The organism is Arthrobacter phoenicis, from assembly GCF_047238215.1.
Taxonomy (GTDB): domain Bacteria; phylum Actinomycetota; class Actinomycetes; order Actinomycetales; family Micrococcaceae; genus Arthrobacter.
The window spans coordinates 579538-598865 of record NZ_JBDFMK010000001.1 but is presented as its reverse complement, the minus strand read 5'-3'; the positions used below and the strand labels follow the sequence as shown (position 1 = coordinate 598865).

The following is a 19328-nucleotide window of genomic DNA, read 5'->3' as shown; positions in this document are numbered from 1 at the left end:
AATGTGAGGATGGGGCGAGGGGTGGAGTGGGCGCTGCACGCGTGCGTCGCCATGTCCTGGACCCCCGCGGGCGAGGCCGTCAACAGCGGCCGGCTGGCGGCCCTGTACGGCCTGCCCGCCGCCTACCTGAACAAGCAGCTGCAGGCGCTGGTCCGGGAGGGCATCCTGGTCTCGGTCTCGGGCCCGCGCGGCGGGTTCGCGCTGGCCCGGCGGCCGGATGCCGTCACGGTCCTGGACGTGGTGCTGGCGGTCGAGGGCCAGGAACCGGCCTTCCGCTGCGAGGGCATCCTGGGCAACGTCCCGGGCGCCGGGGAGCGGGACGATTTCACCCGGTCCTGCCTGGTCGCCCAGACGATGCGGCAGGCGGAACTGGTGTGGCGGCAGACCCTGGCCCGGCAGACCATCGCCGGGATCGCCGACTCGATGGAGCGGCGGTTCCCGGAGGACCGGGCCAGGACCGTGGCGCGGCTGGCGGCAGGCTGAACCGGACTGCCTAGAGCTTGGCGATGATTTCCGCGAGCAGCTTGGAGATGCGCGGTCCCGCGGCCTGGCCGGCCTCGAGGACCTCTTCGTGGCTCAGCGGAACCGGGCTGATGCCGGCGGCGAGGTTGGTCACCAGTGAGATGCCGAAGACCTCCATGCCGGCGTGACGTGCGGCGATGGCCTCCAGCGCGGTGGACATGCCCACCAGGGAAGCGCCGATCCGCTTGGCGTACTGCACCTCGGCCGGGGTCTCGTAGTGCGGGCCGGTGAACTGCGCGTAGACGCCCTCGTCCAGGGTGGGGTCCACCTCGCGGGCCAGGCCGCGGATCCGGGAGGAGTAAAGGTCGGTCAGGTCCACGAACGTGGCGCCCTCCAGCGGGGAGGTGGCGGTGAGGTTGATGTGGTCGCTGATCAGCACCGGCGTGCCGGGAGCCCAGTCCTCGTTCAGGCCTCCGCAGCCGTTGGTCAAAACCAGGGTCTTGCAGCCGGCGGCGGCGGCGGTCCGGACCCCGTGCACCACGGCGCGGACGCCCTTGCCCTCGTAGTAGTGCGTGCGGGCGCCGAGCACCAGGGCGCGCTTACCCTCGCGGGTGAGCACCGAGCGGATGGTGCCCACATGGCCCACAACCGACGGGGCGGAGAAGCCAGGGACCTCGTCCGCGGACAGGGTGGCGGTGGTCTCGCCGATCAGTTCGGCGGCGTCCCCCCAGCCCGAGCCCAGCACCAGGGCGATGTCGTGGCTGTCGACGCCGGTCTCCTCCGCGATGTAGTCGGCGGCGGCGCGGGCGGCGTCGAAGGGGTCAGTGTTCAGGAATTCCGTGTTGCTCACTGGAACAAGCTACCCTGCCGCCCCCGCGCTGCCCAGCACCGTGGCTTGGTGGCGCCGGTCCGGATGATGGACAATGGATGATTGTGACTACGCATCCCGATTTCAGTGCACCCCGTATCGCGATCCTCGGCGGAGGGCCGGGTGGCTACGAGGCGGCCATGGTCGCCGCCTCGCTGGGAGCGCAGGTCACCATCATCGAGCGCGCCGGCCTCGGCGGCTCCGCCGTACTCACCGACGTCGTTCCCTCCAAGACCCTCATCGCGACGGCGGACCTGATGACCCGCGTGGGCGAGGCGGGGGAGCTGGGCGTGAAGTTCGACGTCGACGGCGGCGACTGCATCCCCACCATGCGCGCGGACCTCAAGCACATCAACGACCGCCTCCTGGGCCTGGCCCGGCAGCAGTCCGCCGACATCCAGCGCGGCCTCGAGGGCCAGAACGTGCGCGTCATGCTCGGCTCCGGCAAGATGCTCGACAACCACACGCTCGAGGTCCTGACCGCGGACGGCGTGGAGACGGTCGAGGCGGACGCGATCCTGCTCGCCGTCGGCGCCCACCCGCGCGAACTGCCCACCGCCCGCCCCGACGGGGAACGCATCCTGAACTGGGCGCAGATCTACAACCTCGACGAGCTGCCCGAGGAACTGATCGTGGTGGGTTCCGGCGTCACCGGCGCCGAATTCGCCTCCGCGTACAACGGCCTGGGTTCCAAGGTCACGCTGATCTCCTCCCGCGACCGGGTCCTCCCCGGCTCCGACGCGGACGCCGCCGAGGTCCTCGAGGGTGTCTTCGAACGCCGCGGCGTCACCGTGCTGTCCCGGGCCCGCGCCGAGACCGTGGAACGCACGGACGACGGCGTCGTTGTCACCCTGGCGGACGGCTCCACCGTCCGCGGCAGCCACTGCCTGGTGGCCGTCGGATCCATCCCTAACACCGCCGGCATCGGGCTGGAGGAGGCCGGCGTCGCGCTGACCGAGAGCGGCCACATCAAGGTCGACGGCGTCTCCCGCACCACGGCCCCGAACATCTACGCCGCCGGCGACTGCACCGGCGTCCTGGCGCTGGCCTCCGTCGCCGCCATGCAGGGCCGGATCGCCATCGCCCACTTCCTCGGCGACAGCGTCGCCCCGCTGAAGCTGCACCAGGTGGCCTCCAACATCTTCACCTCGCCCGAAATCGCGAACGTGGGCGTGTCCGAGGCGGACATCGACTCCGGCAAATACCAAGGCGACGTCGTCAAGCTTTCGCTGCGCAGCAACGCCCGCGCCAAGATGCGCAACCACCGCGACGGCTTCATCAAGATCTTCGCGCGCAAGGGCTCCGGCACCGTGATCGGCGGCGTCGTGGTGGGCCCGAACGCCTCCGAGTTGATCTTCCCGATCTCGCTGGCCGTGACGCAGAAGATGCACGTCGACGACGTCGCCAGCACCTTCACGGTCTACCCGTCCCTCAGCGGATCGATCTCAGAGGCGGCCCGCCGCCTGCACGTGCATATGTAGCACCGCGCCGCCCCCGGTCCGGACGCCGCCGCGCGGGCGGCCCGCTCCTAGAAGGGGTAGGGCGCGATGTCCGGTCGCATGGTGAGCCACTGGATCTCGGTGAAGGACTCCATGTTGGCGTGATGGCCGCCGATCCGTGAGCCGTTGCCGGAGTTCTTCGTGCCGCCGAAGGGGGAGTTGGCCTCGTCGGAGACTGTCTGTTCGTTGATGTGGACCTTGCCGGAGTCCAGCCGGTCGGCGATGGTCATGGCCAGGCCCACGTCGCCCAGGATGCCGATCGAGAGGCCGTATTCGTTGTCGTTGGCCAGCGCCACGGCCTCGTCCACGGTGGAGAACTTCATCACCGGGGCCACCGGGCCGAAGATCTCGTCCTTCCAGGCGGGGCTGTCCGTGTCCAGGTCCACCAGGACGGCCGGCTGGTAGAAGCGGCCGTCGTGGGTGCCGCCCGCGGCGAGCTTCGCGCCGGCAGCGACGGCGTCCTGGACGATCCCGTCCACCCGCTGCAACTGGCGTTCGTCGATCACCGGCCCGAGCGCCACGGTGCCGCTCTTCGGGTCGCCCACGGGCAGGTGGGCGGCCTTCTCGGAGAGGGCTGCGACGTAGTCGTCGTAGATGTCCTCGTGCACGATGTGCCGGCCGGCGGCCATGCAGATCTGGCCCTGGTGCATGAAGGACCCGAACGCCGCGGCGGAGGCCGCCTTGGCGATGTCCGCCCCGGGCAGCACGATCAGGGCGTTGTTGCCGCCCAGTTCCAGGTGGGCGCGCTTGAGCAGCCGGCCGGCGGTCTCGCCGATCTTCCGCCCGGCCGCCGTCGAACCCGTGAACGCGATGACGCTCACCTCCTCGGCCTCGACGACGGCGGCACCCACCTCCGCGCCGCCGGGCAGGAGCGAGAGAAGCCCCGGCGGGAGCCCGGCCTCCTCGAAGATGCGGATGACGCTGACGCCGCCGCACACCGTGGTCCGCGGGTCCGGCTTGAGCAGCACGGCGTTGCCGAGGGCCAGGGCCGGGGCGACGGCGCGGATGGAGAGGATCAGCGGGAAGTTGAACGGGGCGATCACGGAGACGACGCCGACGGGCCGGCGGCGGGCAAAGGACCAGCGGTTTTCGTTGGAGGTCAGGACGTCACCGGCCGGCAGCGAAGGCAGTGCGGAGGCCTCGTAGCATTCGTTGGCGGCGATGTGGGTTTCCAGGCCGGCCTTGGGAGGGATGCCGCCGGATTCGCGGACGATCCAGTCCTGGATGTCGGCGGCGTGCTCCTCCCAGAGCTGCCCGGCGCGGCGCAGGACGGCGGCGCGCTCCTCCGGGTTCCGGGCGGCCCATTCCTTCTGCGCCTTCGCCGCCGTGGCGGCGGCCTCCCGGACGTCATCCACCGAGGCGACCCCGTAGCTGCCCAGCTCCTCGCCCGTGGCCGGTTCGACGGCCGTGCCGGTCCCGCCGCCCCCGTCGCGCCAGCCGTTGAGGTAGATCTTGCCGTTCCAGAGGGCGGAGTCGAGCAGGGACATTCGTTGTCCTTTCGGCGTTCCGGACGGCGGGCGTCCGGCAGATGGGTGGTCCGGGGTCGGTTCCCGTCCATCACATGCTGTCCGGACACCGCCGTCAAGAGCCGTTTCACGCTAGGTGCGCGGTGCCGTCAGCCGGCGTTGACGAACTTGATGCACTGCCCCTGGTTCTTGAATGACGGCAGGAAGGACTTCCAGCCGTCGTCCTTGCAGGCCTGTGCCGAGAGGGGGACGACCGCTTTCTCTCCGGTCCGCTGGTCCCAGGCGCTCATGCCGTTGTTCGCGGCGCTGAGGGCGGCCATGGACGGGTAGCGGCCGGCCTCCGTCGATCCAAAAACGACGAAGCCCCACTCGCTCGGTTGGGCGGCGTCGCCGGGGCGGTTGCCATGGAAGGTGAAGTTGGCGTTATCGATCAGGAAGTCGCCCTTGGTGTTGTAGAGGGTGTTCCCCTCGATCAGGCCGCTGCCGTTCGGGTTCAGGTAGGCGCCGCTGCGGAGGGAGTGGAAGGTGTTTCCGCTGACGGTGAGTCCGGGGATGCCGCCCTGGGTGACGAGTCCGCGGTTGGTCACCCAGCCGCTCATGGGCAGCGCCTGGGCCGGTCCGAACACGGTGTTGCCGGAAATGGTGACGTCCGCGGCGCCCACCTGGATGAATTCCTTGGGGTAGGGGACGTCGCTGGTGATGGTCAGGTTCGTCAGGGATGCGCCCGCCCCGGTGACCAGGACGGTCACGGCGTTTGCGGTCTGGGTCAGGGTGGCGCCGCCCGAGCCGGTGACGGTGACGTCTTTGGTGATCACCGTGGTGCCGGCGACGGTCAGCGGACCTTGGACCTGGATGGTGTCGCCGGGCGCCGAGGCGTCGACGGCGGACTGGATGGTGCTGAAGTCGCAGCCGGCGGTGCAGACGGTGCGCAGTTCGGCGGCGGTGGCGGCGGGTGCGCCGACGCCGGCTCCGACGACTCCGGCGGACAGCAGCAGGGCAAGAAGTGGCTTTTTCAAAGGTTCCCCCAGTGATGGAATGGCCGGCGCCGTGCTCGACGTCGGCGGGCCCGGCGCAAGCACCTGAGCGGTTCCGGCGGCGGGAGTTCAGGCAACCCTAGATCACGCCCGCGGCGGGATACGGAAAGCCGGGTACTTGTTTCTCACGGCTTCACTACTTGGTTTTCTCCGCCGCCGGGACTTAGGCCGCGGCGGCCCGCTTGCTTTCCGGCGTCGACTTTCCGCGCGTCATCAGGGACGCCACGAGGTAGATGGCTCCGGTGACCAGAGGAACACACTGGCCGCGGCGAGCGAGGCCGCCGGGCCGGACCTGGCCAGGACCGTGATCAACAGCGGGACGGCCCCCAGCGCCAGCAGCAGCCAGCCGGCCGTGCGGGTCCGTTCCAATCCCAGGACGGCGGCAGCGAACGCGAGCACGACGACGCCGATGGCGAGCACCGGACCATGAGCATTCTGGATATCGCGTGCCGCCGCCGGATCGAGGGCAAACCATATACAGACGGCGACGAGAACCGCCGTCAGCGCCACCAGCAACGGAGCGCTTCCGGCCGGCCAGAACCAGGCGAGGGCAGCGAGGACCAGAGCCGGTGCCGCCCAGGACAGGATCATCATCAGACCGGCCTGGCCGCCGGGCTCGTCCATCGCGTAGCCGCAGATGAACGCTCCGGCCACAAGGGTGAAGATCGTCATGAGCCCCAGGCCGGTTTTCATCAGGGTGCCGGCCCTCCGCTGAGGGTTTTTCTGCCGCCCGATGGCGACCCCCACCACGACCGCGAGGACGACGACGGCGATGGCCAGGATGATGGGGACGGACATTGTGCCTCCTGTCGAGGTGGCCTGTGACCATTGAAACGGTGCGGCCTAATGCAGCCAAGGGGAGGAAGCCCCGTGTTGCGGGGAGAGCCTTCAAGAACCCCCGACTAATTGAACCGTACCGGGTTTGATGCCGCTTCCTTTTTTGTGAAGGATGGCGATCATGCCCAAGCGATACCCCCAGGATCAGCGTGAGCGTGCCGTGCGGATGGTCCTGGACCACCTCAGTGAGTACGACTCCGTTTTCGCCGCCTGCTCCGCCATCGGACCCAAGCTGAACATCGGCAGGGAGTCCCTGCGCCGGTGGGTTCTCCAGGCCCAGATCGACGCCGACGAACGTCCCGGCGTCACCAGTGCCGAGCAGACCCGGATCAGGGAGCTGGAAAGTGAGAACCGGGAACTGCGGGAGGCCAACGAGATCCTGAAGAAAGCCTCGATTTTCTTCGCGAGGGAGCTCGACCCTCGCCGCCGCAAATAGCCGGATTCATCGACGAACTGCGTGCCGATGGCCACGGGGTCGAGCCGGCCTGCAAGGTCCTGCGTGAGCAGGGCGTTCAGGTCGCCCCGCGGACTTACCGGTCCTGGAAATCCAAAGCACCCGCTGCCCGGACTGTCACGGACGCTGCTATCGTCAACGCGCTGAAAGACACCGCAGAGAAACCCGAGTCCCTGTACGGACGGCGGAAAATGACAGCCTGGCTGCGCAGAGAGGGCCACGAAGTGGCCAGATGTACCGTCGACCGGCTCATGCGGGATGAAGCCATGAACGGCCTCGTCCGGGGCCGGAAACCCAAAGCCGTCGCGCCAGCGAAGGACTCCCAGCGGGCCCCGGATCTACTGAACAGGGACTTCACCGCGGCCCGGCCGAACGCCGTGTGGGTCACCGACTTCACCTATGTCAGAACGTGGGCCGGCTTTGCGTACGTGGCCTTCGCGATAGATGTCTTCTCCCGGGCGATCGTGGGCTGGCACGGCTCCACAATCAAGGACACGGACATGGTGCTCACCACCTTGAAGATGGCGCTCTGGCGCCGGGACCAGGCCGGAACGCCGGTCCCTGCTGGCATGGTTCATCACAGTGACGCCGGCTCCCAATACACCTCGATCCGGTTCGGAGAGGCACTGCTGCTTGAAGGCTTGGCGGCTTCCGTCGGCAGCGTCGGCGACGCGTACGACAACGCCCTCGCGGAATCCACGATCGGTCTGTACAAGAACGAATGCGTCCGCAAAGGCAGTCCCTTCATGACAGGCCCGCTAAAGCAGTTGGCGGATGTGGAGAAGGCGACCATGAACTGGGTCCACTGGTACAACACAGAGCGGCTGCACAGCACCTTGTCCATGATCCCGCCCGACGAGTTCGAGCAGAACTACTATGCTCAAATAGACGCCTCATCAGACGACGAGGCCACCAGCAAGAAGACGGCCTAAAACCCGGTACGGTTCAAATTGCCCTGAAGCCTGGCGTTCCCGGTGTAAGACGAAACGCAACACACTGTCGACTTCTCGGATGGCCTCACCATCTCGTCGCACACCGGCGGTGAGCAGGTCGGTAACCTGCTGGTCGGTGTCCTGCGCCTTTGTGGATACTCGGGCGCATTCCAATCAGCTTTGCCGTGTCATGCTGCCTATGTCTCGCAACGGTGTTTTGCTACTCCGAAATTTGTAGGAAGTAATGAGACATTCAGGTGAGCCACTTATCAGGGGTGCAGGACCGTTTATGTGTCTCGCAAGAGAGGTGTCCTTTATGCCTTGGGTTGTAAGACAGGGGTGCCGGAAGCGACTGCCATACTCAAGACCATGAAGACGCTGCTTGTAATCATAAATGTCCTGGCATTTGTCGTTTCCTTCGGTGCGATCCTCTGGGCGTGGTACATCGTCCGCAAGGACATGCGGGAGAATGCGGCGCTATTGATTCGGTTGAAAGAGATTGAGCGGGCGTATGCCAGCGAGCCAGCCGCGATCTTCGGCGGCGGTTCGCGCACCGATGAAATGCGGGCCGAGCAGCAGGCTGCCGGAAAGACCATGTTCACCTACGGCGACATAGATAACATGCCCGAGCTGGTCAAGCACCTGATCTAGAGCCATGCCGCCAGCGGCCTTGCCTTGCAGGTCTGGCTCGTCGGTGCTGGCTTGGCGCTAGGGGCGGCAGCGAATATCTGGTCGCTGTTCGTTCCAGTCGAGTAGTGCCGCCGCCGGTGGCCGCCGCTACTGCCCGCCAGGTCCCCGGGGACCCCCCCCCTTGAAGGGCCGGCCCCGGGTCCGGTTGTACATAGCTCCTCATTGGGCGCACGGGTTAGGAAGCCGCCATTTTGCCGAATTCCCCGCCATTGCTGTGGCATGGGTCCATTGAGGCGATCAGCTCTGGCGTGTCCGGTGCTGATGGCCATTCTCACTCGGCGGGGCTTTCAGAACACCCACCTTCCGAAGGTCCTCTACAGTTCCATCTCTACCAAACGGGGCTTCCTTGCCGAAAGGAAGCTGGTTCTGGAACGCCCACAGGCCAAGCGTGATCGGCTCGTGCAGTCCCTTGGCATCTTGCCAGTAGGAGAGCGAGCCTCCAAAGGCTCCGTCCTGGCGCAGCTTGATGTTCAGGGTGTTGCTGATCGCCCACATGTGGTCCGGCCGGACGCAAAGCTTCCGGTTGCAAATGTGATCCAAGACTTGCTTGGGCTTGTGGCCGCCGTAGAAGTAGACGTAACCAAAGCGGTGAGAGTACCAGCGGTCCCGGCCGATCCACATCATGCCGTAGCCGTCCTCGTTGGGCGTCTCCTTCCAAATCCAACAGCCGGTAACCCAGTCCGGACAGATGCCCTCCAGAAAGCGCGCCAGCGTCTTTTCCTGGGCGGCCTTCGTCCTCGTGGTCAGCGCCCGGCCCTCCTGCTGACGGCAGTATCCATGCCGTCTGGCTTGAAGACCGTTGCACCCCGCGAGCAGACACTTAGGTTGCTTCCGCCACCACTGCTGATAGTGCGTGGTGCACCGGTCCTGCGCCTTGTACGGCCGGCCGGTGGTGCAAGCTATCGGGTTGCCGTCGCGGTCCTTGCTACAGACTTTTTTGGGGGCCAACGGCCATCCAATCGTGTAGCGGATTTTCAACCACTCCATGGTACCGGATGCTTCGATCCGCCTTGTAAGTGGGCTGTTTGCTACTGTCGCATCCGCTTCGTCCGCCGCTATACCCTGTATGTGTTTGCGGCGGTGGCCCGGACTGTAGGCCGCGTAGCCCCAGCGGAGCGGCCCACTCGGTGACGCAGCAGGCATGATGGGCCATCTGGACGCAGTCGACAGGCGTGCGGTGTTATGGTGACCCCATCGCAAACCGCATCATATTTTCATGGGGGGAAAGTGCTTGATTGTCCCGGTGCTGCCGCGCGACCAAGGCGCCGCAGTCATCACCGGGACGTCTTTCCGGGTCGTGGCGGCAATGGTGCTGCTCGTGATCTTCGCTGTGGTCAGGGGTCTCGACAGCGTTCTCGGAATCCCGGCCGTGCCAACTCGGCTGTCTGCTCTGCTCGCCTTCACTGGCAGAACCATGGTCTTTGCCCCCCCCCGAATCATGGGAGGTTGCGCTGGCAGGGAGCCAGGCTCCGCATCCGACCGGCACCCCTGTGCTCATGCGTACCCCACCGGCGGCCCCCAGGCCCGTCGGTGGCGGGAACGAAGCGAAGACTACTAAGCCACAATTAGCTTCATCGTCCAGAAAGATAAGAACATGGCCATTCCGACAGTCTTTGTTAGTTCGACCTTTTATGACCTTAAATATGCGCGCGAAAGTCTGAAGCGTTTTATTGAGAACCTAGGGTATTCTCCTGTCCTCAGTGAGGCGGGCGCAGTGTTTTACGACCCGAAGACAACGGCTGCAGAGTCGTGCCTGAAAGAAGTATCAAATGTCGACATATTTGTACTACTGATCGGCGGCCGTTACGGTATGGAGCTCCCGGCATCGGGGCAGTCGGTAACGAATGCTGAGTTCCAAGCTGCGGTGGAAAAGAAGATACCTGTTTTTGCTCTGGTTGAACAGGGAACCTATAACGACTATGCCCTTTATCGTGCAAACGTTAGCAAACCCGAGCTTATTAACAACATGTCATTTCCTAACGCGGATAGTCCCAAGATTTTTGAGTTTATTGAGTCTGTCCAGAAGCGGGCGAATAACAATGCTCTGGTACCTTTCTCATCCACAAGCCAGATTGAGACATATCTACGAATGCAGTGGGCTGGGATGATGCACAGCTTTCTGACGCAAGGGAGTAGCGAAGCGCAGGTGGTAGACACTCTCGCGGTTCTGACAAATGTGAATGAGCGCGTTGAAGTAATCGCAGAGCAGATTCTGCGGACTGTTGGCACTTCGACCGATCGGCTCTACGTCCGACTGCTGCAGGATATGGTCCAGTCTTCAGCTGTATCTGACCTCCGATACATGAATGGGAGGCCCACCCCGGGTATTGTGCTAAGCAACGAAACGGTGGAGGACTGCGCGTCGGAGTTGGGAATCGATTTGAGAATCGCAGAACATGAAGATGCAGAATATGCCAACACCATCAGTGTAGATGGAAGTGTCTCTTCAGTGAGAATGGAGGAGCTGCAGAGGCGGTACGAGAATCTGAGGACTCGTCTCGTGGAAGCTGTCCACGAACACAGTTCAAGTACCGAAGATATTTTGCTCTATGAGAAAGCTCAGACTGAAGCGTGATCTCTACGTGGCGGGTCTTCCGGGGGTTGGGCCGACCCATGGATTAGCGGCGTGCGTCCTTCTTATTCTGACGTTGGGTGCCTACGCCTCCATCGCCAGGGAGTAGTGGGAGTCGGTCCCCACTGGCAAGGGCCCCCGACGCACCGCGTGCAAAGAGCCGGAAGCTCGCCATGTTTCCTGTCAGCGGGATTTGCACTGCCTCGACGATGTCCGGCCTTGCCGGGCCTGCGGGCAATAAGCCCGTTGTCGTACTTACGACGGCTGCCAGGCTGAGCCTGAACCACTATTTCACTCACTCACGGACTGCTCCTCGGGTGCATTCACACGGCTCTCGATTCCGGCGGAATCGTAGGCGACAGAAGCCCCGTTCTGACGCACGATCGTGACGGATGAGCTGTTCCTTCGAGCTGCCTCCTGAAGCCTGCGCAGGACGACACCGCTTAGGACTCCTGCATCATCAGGCAAGTCGACGGTGATCCCTCCCGTTTGGTCGTGTGAGAAAGAGAGCGAGTTCAAGCTCAGGCCCTTCATGAGGATGTCCGCCACTTCGTCTGTGAAGTCTTCCCGAGATGCCCGGGTCGAGAGCTCCATCATTTTCTGCATGCGTCCCACGTCACGTTGTAGGGACCTCACGGTGGTCAGTACTTCGTCAAGCAGATCAGACTCTGCACGGGGTTTCTGCGGTAAAGCGCTGGCGTCATTGGGCGCGCCTGAGATCGCAGCTGCCATCTCCTGCCAATGCGCTTCGAAGAGAACCTCTACAGTGCCGTCTCCGAGCGGATCTTTTAGAGCCTTGTTGAGGGAACGAACGAGGCTGAGCACTGCCTTTTTGTCAGAAGCCGCTGAGTTCTGAAACTGTTTAATAGGCCCTTTTACATCGCTGTCGGTCAGCCCTACTAGAAGTGGTGCCACCCTTGCGTCACTGACGGACTTACCGAGTGCTCCAGCTTCGAAGTTGATCCATGGCGAGTCTTGATTGGAGGGCGTCACTACCACAATGCCGTAGCTTGATCCCTCAAGCTCTTCGGCAATCTTGTTTAGGCCCCGGTCGCCCTTATCTATGTCCTCGGAAGAGACAAAGGGCTTGACTTTTCCGTCAAGTACTTTTGGCAGCCAAATTCTGAGGGCTGTTGCAACGTGCTCGGATTGTCGGCCTGACCAACTAATGAATACCTGCAATGTGGCGCCTTTCGGGAATAGGGAATCAGTCTGCATGACGCACTATCGCCACCCAGTCTCGTTCAAGGATAGTTAGGTGTCTGCATTCGCGCGAGGACTGACCCGCCGGTCACCGGTTCCATGCTGCGGCTGCGCCGCCGGGGGCTGTGCGACAGCGAGCAGCTGCTGGGATGGCGATCAATTGCTTGGATATGTGATCAGCAGCCTGCGCCCCACATGGACACATAACGGGGATGCGACGGGTCCTAAGCTAACCGGCTGAGCAGCCCTAGGGGGAGGAGATCTAATTGTGCACTGTGCTTCAGCGATTTCCGGGCTACCGGAAATCACAGGCTCACCAGCTCCCCAGGACGTGTAGCCGTTCTCCAGTTTGTATTGCGTTTGAGGAGAGTTCGGCCTCACCGGCTTCAGGGCACCCAGACCCCTACGTCACGGCCGCCTGGAAGTGCTTTTCGATCAGGCCCCTGATTTCGTCGTGGCAGCTGCCGCAGCCGGTGCCGGCGCGGGTGGTCCCGGAGACCTCGGCAACCGTCGAGCAGCCGGAGGAAACGGCTGAGGCAATTGCAGTGCCGCTGACCCCGGCGCAGCGGCACACGGTCCGCGCCGGGTCGGCCACGGACTGCGAGGCATCAGCCTCCGGCCCGTCCAACCGGAGCAGCAGTGACCGGTCAGCCGGCAGTTCCGCACCGCGTTCGAAGAGCTGCACCAGCTCGGCCGCCGTGCGCGGCATCCCGACGGCCACCAGGCCCTCCAATACCCCGGCACGGGTGGACATCTTGACGTAGCGGCCGTGCTCGGGGTCGGCCCATTGGGAGACCTGCAGCCGCGGCCGGCCGGCGGCCGACCCGGAACACAGCGCCTCCTCGTCCCACGGATCAGCGGTGACGTCGCCGGCCACGGCCATGGTCAGCCCCCGCGCCTTGAGCACCACCACGGCCGGCTGTTCAGGGGGCAGCGGTGGCATCGCCTCGGCTGCGTCAGGGGAACCCGCGGCCAGCAGCGTGAGGTAGCCGGCCAGCCACTCGGCCTGCCGCCATCCGGGCCCCACCAGTCCGGACGGCCCACGGGAAGTGCGGCAGTCCACGCAGTCCGGTTCGGGGCACCGGACCTCCGCGCAGTCGCCGACGGCGAAGACATGCGGCTCGTGGTGCGTACGGAGCCGGTGGTCCACCAGGATGCCGGCCGCCGTCGGCAGCCCGCAGCCCTCCGCGAGCTCAACGCGGGGCCGCACGCCGCAGGACAGCACCAGCAGGTCCCCGTCGATCGCGGAGCCGTCGTCCAGGAGCAACGCCGAGAAGCCGCCGTCGTCGTCTGTCTCCACGCCCACGGACCGCGCATTGCCGGCCATCCGCACCCCGCAGTTCCGCAGCGATGCCGCCAGCACGGCCCCGCCGCCGCGGTCGATGCTGCGGCCCAGCGGGAACGGGCCGTTGTGCAGTACGGTCACGGTGGCACCCTCCTCGGCGGCGGCCAGAGCGGTTTCCAGGCCCAGGAAGCCCCCGCCCAGGACCACCACGCGTTTGCCGCCGGCCACCGCGGCGTGCAGCGCCGCCGCGTCCGCCAGGTCACGCAGCGCGGTCACCCCGGGCGGAAGCGTGGGCCGGCCAGGATCCGGGTTCAGCCCGGTGAGGTTGGGAATCACGGGCCGGGCGCCGGTGGCGAACACCAGCCTGTCATAGCGCGGGGCGGTGCCGTCACTGAGCAGGAGCCGGCGCCGGGCCCGGTCCACCCGGCGGACCCGCACGCCCAGCCGGACATCGACGCCCGCGGCGACCAGGGACGCCGCGTCGGCAAGGGCCAGGGCGTCCGCGCTGGTCCGGCCGACGCCCAGGTCCGCCACCAGGACCCGGTTGTAGGCGGCAACCGGTTCCTCGCCGATCACGGTCAACTCCACTACCCCGGACGCCACCGCCGGCAGTAGTTCATCGATCAGCCTCGCCGCAACCGGTCCGAAGCCCACCACCACAACACGCTCGCTCATGAGGAACCTTCACTCTGCAGGGCCGCGGCGGGCGCACCGGCAGCAACCGGCCGCACCCATACCTGGCTGGTCTTGAATTCCGGCATCCCGGAGACGGGGTCCGTCGCGGCCTCCGTAAGCCGGTTCGCGCTCTCCACACCGGGGAAGTGGAACGGCAGGAATACGGTCTCCGGGCGGATGTCCGGGCTGATGTCGGCGCGGCACAGCACCTCGCCGCGGCTGTTCGCCATGAGCATCAGGGCGCCGTCGTCGATGCCCTGCGCCGCGGCGGCCGAGGGATGCAGCTGCAGCCGCGCCCCGGGCCGTGCATCCACCAATGCAGGCACACGCCGGGTCTGGGCGCCCGACTGGTAATGCTCCAGCCAGCGTCCGGTCACCAGGGTCATCGGGGCACCGCCGTCGCCGGAACCTGCGGAACCACCGGAATCGGCGGACGGCGCACGACGGCGGGGCGTCACCGGCGTGAACACCGCACGCCCGTCCGGATGCGCGAAGGCCTCCAGGAACAACCGCGGCGTCCCAGCGCTGCCCGCGGGATACGGCCAGTAGGCCTCCTCGCCGCGGTCCAACATCGCGTAATCGATCCCGGAGTAGTCCGCCGGTCCGCCGGCGGAGGCACGGCGGAGTTCCTCGAACACGGTCTCCGGGTCCTCGCTGAAGGTGGACGGGGCATCCAGTAACTCGGCCAGCCGAGCCATGATCCACAATTCGCTGCGGACCCCGGGCGGGGGAGTCACGGCCCGGCGGCGGCGCAGCACCCGGCCCTCGAGGTTGGTCAACGTTCCCTCCTCCTCGGCCCACTGGGTCACCGGCAGGATCAGGTCCGCCTCGGCCGCGGTCTCGGAGACGAAGAAATCGCAGACCACCAAAAAATCCAGCCGGCGCAGGCCCGCGATCACGGTGTTCGCATCCGGGGCGGACACCGCCACGTTGGCGCCGTGCACGAACAGGCAGCGGACGCCGTCGGGCTCTCCCAGCGAGGCAAGGAGTTCGACGGCGGGGACCCCGGGTCCCGGGATCAGCGCCTCGGGAACTCCCCAGACGCCCGCGACGTGGGCGCGCGCCGCAGGGTCGGTGATCTTTCGGTAGCCGGGCAGCTGGTCCGCCTTCTGGCCATGTTCCCGCCCGCCCTGGCCGTTGCCCTGGCCGGTCAGCGTCCCGTAGCCGCTCCGGGCCGACCCCGGCAGGCCCAGCAGCAAGGCCAGGTTGATCGCGGCGGTGGCGGTGTCCGTCCCGTCCACATGTTGTTCCACGCCGCGGCCGGTCAGGATGTAGCTGCCGCCGCGGCGCGCACCGTCGGCCAGCCGCCGGGCGGTCTCGCGGACCAGGCCGGCCGGCACACCGGTGAGGGACTGCACGCGCTCAGGCCAGAAACCGGCCACGCTGCGGGCAAGGGCCTGGTAGCCGGCGGTGCGCCTGTCGATGTAGGCCTGATCCGCCAGACCCTCATGGATCACCGCATGCGACAGCCCCAGCAGCAGGGCCAGATCACTGCCCGGCAGCGGCTGCAGGTGCAGGCCGGCGCCGTCGGAGGTCAGAGCGGCCGTCGCGGAGCGCCGCGGGTCGACCACGATCAGGCCGCCGGCGTCCCGCGCCCCGCGCAGGTGCTGCACGAAGGGAGGCATCGTTTCCGCCACGTTGGAGCCCAGCAGGAGCACGGTGGCGGCGCCGTCCAGGTCGGCCACCGGGAACGGCAGCCCCCGGTCCAGGCCGAACGCGCGGATCCCGGCCGCCGCGGCGGAGGACATGCAGAACCTGCCGTTGTAATCGATCCGGGAGGTCCCCAGCCCAAGACGAGCGAACTTGCCCAGCTGGTAGGCCTTCTCGTTGGTCAGGCCGCCGCCGCCAAACACGCCGACGGCGTCCGGGCCGTAGGCGGCCCGGGTCTTCCGGACCGCCGTGGCGATGAGGTTGAGTGCGGTGTCCCAGTCGACCGGCCGGTGCACGCCGTCGGCGCCCTTGAGCAGCGGTTCGGTGACCCGCCCGGGGTGTTCAAGCAACGACGTCGAGGTCCAACCCTTCGGGCAGAGCCCGCCACGGTTGGTGGGAAAGTCCCTCCCGGTCACCTCGAGTGGGGCCTCCGCGGCCGCCGGCGCGGTCAGCGTCATGGCACACTGCAGGGCGCAGTACGGGCAGTGGGTCGCGGCGCCGTCGGCCATCTAGACGTGTCCCTTGCCGTGCCCGGCGGGGCGCAGGTAGCAGGCCCAGCACACGGCCAGCATCAGGACGTAGGCCGCGACGAAGCCGTAGAAGGCCGGCGTGTAGGAGCCGGTGGCGGTGTTCGCGGCATTGAGCACCTGCGGGATGACGAAGCCGCCGTAGGCGCCGATCGCCGAGATCAGCCCCAACGCCGAGGATGCCAGTTTCTGCGTGGCTGCCGGAGCGGCCCCGGTGCGGGCGGCCCGGCTGTGCAGGGCGAAGATCACCGGGATCATCCGGTAGGTGGCGCCGTTGCCGAAGCCGCTGGCCGTGAAGAGCGCCAGGAACAGGACCAGGAAGAGCCAGAAGTTCTTCAGCGGCAGCGTCCACACCACGGTCAGGGTGATCGCGGCCATCGCCGCGAACGCGGCCACGGTCATCCGCGCACCGCCCAGCCGGTCGGCCATGCGTCCGCCGTAGGGCCGCGCCAGGGATCCCACCAGCGGACCGAGGAAGGCCAGGGAGAGCGCCACGGTTCCGACCCCGAAGGTGGAGAAGGCCGGGAAGTAATCCTTGATCAGCTTCGGAAAGACGCCCGCGAAGCCGATGAACGAGCCGAACGTGCCGATGTACAGCAGCGCCATCACCCACAGGTGCGGTTCCCGGACCGCGGCGAGGGACCCGGCCACGTCACCCTTGGCGCTGGTGAGGTTGTCCATGTACTTCCAGGCACCGAATGCTGCCACCAGGATCAGCGGAACCCACATCAGCCCGGCCACGGGCAGGTTGACGGTGCCGGCGGCCAGCAGGGTGACGGCGACCGGGACGGCCAGCTGGGCGACGGCGGCGCCCAGGTTTCCGCCGGCGGCGTTGAGGCCCAGCGCCCAGCCCTTTTCCCGGGCCGGGTAGAAGAAGCTGATGTTCGCCATCGAGCTGGCGAAGTTGCCGCCGCCGAAACCGGCCAGGGCCGCCACCAGCAGTATGACGCCGAACGGGGTGCCCGGGTTGGCCACGCAGAACGCCAGCCCGGTGGAGGGGATCAGCAGCAGCAGCGCCGAGACCACCGTCCAGTTCCGGCCGCCGAAGCGCGGGACCATGAAGGTGTAGGGGATGCGCAGGGTTGCTCCGACCAGGCTGGGCATCGAGATGAGCCAGAAGATCTCATTGGTGGAGAAGCGGAAACCGGCCGCGGGCAGCTGCACCACCACGATCGACCAGAGCTGCCAGACCACGAAGCCCAGGAACTCCGCAAAGATGGACCAGTTCAGGTTCCGCCGGGCGATGCCGCGCCCCACTGACTCCCATTGGGCGGTGTTCTCGGCGTCCCAGTTGGCGATCCACCGGCCGGGCCGGTGTTCCAGCGCGGGAACGGTTGGGGGAGTGAGGGTGGCGGTGTCTGCGATGCGTTCTGTCACGGGGACCTCCTTGGGGATGTTCCCTCAAAGCTAGGGATGCCGCATTTCCGGAACGCTCGCCGCATGTAAACGTGCTGTGACGTTTGCCTATCCGGGGCTCAGCCGGGGCGTGAGGCGGCGGCGGCATCCCGGGCGATCCGACCCCTGATCCGGGCGACACGCGGATGTCCAAATAGTGAAATAAATGTCCAACTCGTGGACAGCGCCGCGTAATATGGCAGATATATTCCACTCCTTTGCCGGACGGCCCCCGCGGGTCGCCGGTCTTGATGAAAGCGTTCTCACATGTCACCCACCGCCATGTCGACGGAGCATGGATCCGCCAAGCAGGTGAACTCGCGCGGCCGCGTGATCGTTGCCAGCTTGATCGGCACCACCGTCGAGTTCTACGACTTCTACGTCTACGCCACGGCCGCCGTCCTGGTCTTCCCGAAGCTCTTCTTCCCGGGCCAGAACGAGACCACCCAGCTCCTGAGCTCCTTCGCCGTCTTCGGCGTCGCGTTCGTCGCCCGTCCGCTCGGCTCGATCGTCTTTGGGCACTTCGGTGACAAGTTCGGGCGCAAGGGCACCCTCGTGGCCTCGCTGCTCACCATGGGCATCGCCACCTTCCTGATCGGCTGCCTCCCCACCGCACTGGTACCGGGCTGGGAATTCTGGGCGCCGGCACTGCTGGTGGTCATGCGCTTCGCCCAGGGCCTGGCCCTCGGCGGCGAATGGAGCGGCGCCGCGCTGCTCGCGACGGAGAACGCCCCGGCCAACAAACGCGCGATCTACGGAACGTTCCCGCAGCTGGGCGCGCCGATCGGCTTCATCATCGCCAACGTCCTCTTCCTGGTCTTCAGCTACACCCTGACCCCGCAGGCCTTCAGCGACTGGGGCTGGCGCGTGCCGTTCCTGGTCAGCGCCGTCATGGTCATCATCGGCCTGTACGTCCGCCTGAAGCTGATCGAAACCCCCGCCTTCACCAAGGTCCTGGAGACCAACGAGGTCGCCAAGCTGCCGCTGGGCCGGGTCTTCAAGACCAGCTGGCGCCCGCTGATCCTGGGCACCTTCATCATGCTGGCCACCTACGTGCTCTTCTACCTGATGACCACGTTCACGCTGACCTACGGCACCAAGCCGACCCTGGCCGGCGCGCAGGCCGCCGCGGAGAAGGCCGGCAAGCCGATGAGCGAGGCCGCCGCGGCCGCGTTCGTTCCGGGCCTGGGCTACTCCCGTAACGACTTCCTCTGGATGCTGATCGCCGGCGTCGTGTTCTTCGGCATCTTCACCCTGGTCTCAGGCCCGCTGGCCGAGAAGTACGGCCGCCGCAAGATGCTGCTGGCCGTCACCGCGGGCATCTTCGTCTTCGGCTTGCTCTTCGTGCCCCTGTTCAGCGCCGGGTTCGCCGGTACCATGGGCCTGCTGATTCTCGGCTTCTCCCTGATGGGCCTGACCTTCGGCCCGATGGGTGCCCTGCTGCCGGAGCTCTTCCCGACCAACGTCCGGTACACCGGCTCGGCCATCAGCTACAACGTCTCCTCCATCCTGGGTGCGGCCGTGGCTCCGTTCATCGCCGTCTGGCTGTGGGAGTCCGCCAAGGGCAGCCCCGTCCTTGTGGGCGTCTACCTCTCGGTCATGGCCGTGCTGACGCTGATCGCACTGTTCATCAGCCGCGAGACCCGCGATCTGGACTACGAGAACAACGTGGCCTGACGCTCCTTCCCGGTTACTGCAGCAAATGCCCGGCGTGTGCACCTGACACGCCGGGCATTTCCGTGTCCGGGCATGGTGCGGCCGGAAGTAACCGGGGAGGAG

The 19328-nt window shown here is 66.4% G+C and carries 15 protein-coding genes and 1 other annotated feature; of the genes, 6 read left to right on the top strand and 9 right to left on the bottom strand.

Annotated features, from left to right (window positions below):
- Nucleotides 1–9: 9 nt before the first annotated feature.
- A complete protein-coding gene (locus ABC337_RS02700) occupies nucleotides 10–483 on the top strand; it encodes an RrF2 family transcriptional regulator (protein WP_412883236.1) in 474 nt (157 codons plus the stop codon).
- A 10-nt stretch (nucleotides 484–493) separates the two neighbouring features.
- Here the strand turns inward: ABC337_RS02700 and ABC337_RS02695 are convergent, their stop codons facing one another.
- A complete protein-coding gene (locus ABC337_RS02695) occupies nucleotides 494–1312 on the bottom strand; it encodes a purine-nucleoside phosphorylase (RefSeq protein ID WP_412882475.1) in 819 nt (272 codons plus the stop codon).
- A gap of 83 nt (nucleotides 1313–1395) precedes the next feature.
- On the opposite strand from ABC337_RS02695, the gene ABC337_RS02690 reads away from it, so the two are divergent.
- Nucleotides 1396–2811, top strand: a complete 1416-nt coding sequence (locus ABC337_RS02690; RefSeq protein ID WP_412882476.1) for an NAD(P)H-quinone dehydrogenase — start codon at nucleotides 1396–1398, stop codon at nucleotides 2809–2811.
- A gap of 47 nt (nucleotides 2812–2858) precedes the next feature.
- Here the strand turns inward: ABC337_RS02690 and ABC337_RS02685 are convergent, their stop codons facing one another.
- From ABC337_RS02685 to ABC337_RS02675, 3 genes are all read right to left on the bottom strand, one after another.
- Nucleotides 2859–4316: an aldehyde dehydrogenase family protein gene (locus tag ABC337_RS02685; RefSeq protein ID WP_412882477.1), complete on the bottom strand. Its 1458-nt coding sequence runs from the start codon at nucleotides 4314–4316 to the stop codon at nucleotides 2859–2861.
- Nucleotides 4317–4444: 128 nt separating this feature from the next.
- Entirely contained in the window at nucleotides 4445–5311 is an 867-nt protein-coding gene (locus ABC337_RS02680) for a right-handed parallel beta-helix repeat-containing protein (RefSeq protein WP_412882478.1), read from the bottom strand.
- 231 nt (nucleotides 5312–5542) lie between these two features.
- The gene (locus tag ABC337_RS02675; protein WP_412882479.1) at nucleotides 5543–6127 is read right to left on the bottom strand and encodes a hypothetical protein; all 585 of its coding nucleotides are present in this window, start codon (nucleotides 6125–6127) and stop codon (nucleotides 5543–5545) included.
- A 160-nt stretch (nucleotides 6128–6287) separates the two neighbouring features.
- Between ABC337_RS02675 and ABC337_RS02670 the strand changes: the two genes are divergently transcribed.
- Both ABC337_RS02670 and ABC337_RS02665 read left to right on the top strand, forming a co-directional pair.
- Nucleotides 6288–7552 (top strand): IS3 family transposase gene (locus tag ABC337_RS02670; RefSeq protein WP_412882480.1). Its coding sequence is split into 2 segments (ribosomal slippage): nucleotides 6288–6561 and nucleotides 6561–7552, totalling 1266 coding nucleotides; the frame shifts between segments, so codons are not numbered across the junction.
- Nucleotides 6557–6691: a sequence feature (AL1L pseudoknot), on the top strand. (Overlaps the previous gene by 135 nt.)
- 369 nt (nucleotides 7553–7921) lie before the next feature.
- Nucleotides 7922–8203: a hypothetical protein gene (locus ABC337_RS02665; protein ID WP_412882481.1), complete on the top strand. Its 282-nt coding sequence runs from the start codon at nucleotides 7922–7924 to the stop codon at nucleotides 8201–8203.
- Between the two features lie 276 nt (nucleotides 8204–8479).
- Here ABC337_RS02665 and ABC337_RS02660 read toward each other — a convergent pair whose 3' ends face one another.
- Entirely contained in the window at nucleotides 8480–9229 is a 750-nt protein-coding gene (locus ABC337_RS02660) for a hypothetical protein (protein ID WP_412882482.1), read from the bottom strand.
- A 607-nt stretch (nucleotides 9230–9836) separates the two neighbouring features.
- On the opposite strand from ABC337_RS02660, the gene ABC337_RS02655 reads away from it, so the two are divergent.
- Entirely contained in the window at nucleotides 9837–10817 is a 981-nt protein-coding gene (locus ABC337_RS02655; protein WP_412882483.1) for a DUF4062 domain-containing protein, read from the top strand.
- Between the two features lie 288 nt (nucleotides 10818–11105).
- Here the strand turns inward: ABC337_RS02655 and ABC337_RS02650 are convergent, their stop codons facing one another.
- From ABC337_RS02650 to ABC337_RS02635, 4 genes are all read right to left on the bottom strand, one after another.
- On the bottom strand, nucleotides 11106–12032 hold the full coding sequence (locus tag ABC337_RS02650) for a toll/interleukin-1 receptor domain-containing protein (RefSeq protein ID WP_412893203.1): 927 nt from the start codon (nucleotides 12030–12032) through the stop codon (nucleotides 11106–11108).
- 388 nt (nucleotides 12033–12420) lie between these two features.
- Nucleotides 12421–13977, bottom strand: coding sequence for an FAD-dependent oxidoreductase (locus ABC337_RS02645; RefSeq protein ID WP_412882485.1), 1557 nt, complete (start codon nucleotides 13975–13977; stop codon nucleotides 12421–12423).
- Nucleotides 13974–16136, bottom strand: a complete 2163-nt coding sequence (locus ABC337_RS02640) for a molybdopterin oxidoreductase family protein (RefSeq protein ID WP_412893202.1) — start codon at nucleotides 16134–16136, stop codon at nucleotides 13974–13976. The genes ABC337_RS02645 and ABC337_RS02640 overlap by 4 nt, the downstream gene beginning before the upstream one ends.
- A complete protein-coding gene (locus ABC337_RS02635; protein WP_412882487.1) occupies nucleotides 16137–17531 on the bottom strand; it encodes an MFS transporter in 1395 nt (464 codons plus the stop codon).
- A gap of 285 nt (nucleotides 17532–17816) precedes the next feature.
- Between ABC337_RS02635 and ABC337_RS02630 the strand changes: the two genes are divergently transcribed.
- Nucleotides 17817–19226 carry an MFS transporter gene (locus ABC337_RS02630; RefSeq protein WP_412882488.1) on the top strand — a complete coding sequence of 470 codons (1410 nt, stop codon included), beginning with the start codon at nucleotides 17817–17819 and terminating at the stop codon, nucleotides 19224–19226.
- Nucleotides 19227–19328: the final 102 nt, after the last annotated feature.

What these genes read in the sequence shown, in the direction of transcription:
- ABC337_RS02645 (WP_412882485.1), bottom strand. Translation starts at nt 13,977, where the DNA reads ATGAGCGAGCGTGTTGTGGTGGTGGGCTTCGGACCGGTTGCGGCGAGG.
- ABC337_RS02665 (WP_412882481.1), top strand. Translation starts at nt 7,922, where the DNA reads ATGAAGACGCTGCTTGTAATCATAAATGTCCTGGCATTTGTCGTTTCC.
- ABC337_RS02640 (WP_412893202.1), bottom strand. Translation starts at nt 16,136, where the DNA reads ATGGCCGACGGCGCCGCGACCCACTGCCCGTACTGCGCCCTGCAGTGT.
- ABC337_RS02660 (WP_412882482.1), bottom strand. Translation starts at nt 9,229, where the DNA reads ATGGAGTGGTTGAAAATCCGCTACACGATTGGATGGCCGTTGGCCCCC.
- ABC337_RS02685 (WP_412882477.1), bottom strand. Translation starts at nt 4,316, where the DNA reads ATGTCCCTGCTCGACTCCGCCCTCTGGAACGGCAAGATCTACCTCAAC.
- ABC337_RS02630 (WP_412882488.1), top strand. Translation starts at nt 17,817, where the DNA reads ATGTCACCCACCGCCATGTCGACGGAGCATGGATCCGCCAAGCAGGTG.
- ABC337_RS02700 (WP_412883236.1), top strand. Translation starts at nt 10, where the DNA reads ATGGGGCGAGGGGTGGAGTGGGCGCTGCACGCGTGCGTCGCCATGTCC.
- ABC337_RS02675 (WP_412882479.1), bottom strand. Translation starts at nt 6,127, where the DNA reads ATGTCCGTCCCCATCATCCTGGCCATCGCCGTCGTCGTCCTCGCGGTC.
- ABC337_RS02655 (WP_412882483.1), top strand. Translation starts at nt 9,837, where the DNA reads ATGGCCATTCCGACAGTCTTTGTTAGTTCGACCTTTTATGACCTTAAA.
- ABC337_RS02650 (WP_412893203.1), bottom strand. Translation starts at nt 12,032, where the DNA reads ATGCAGACTGATTCCCTATTCCCGAAAGGCGCCACATTGCAGGTATTC.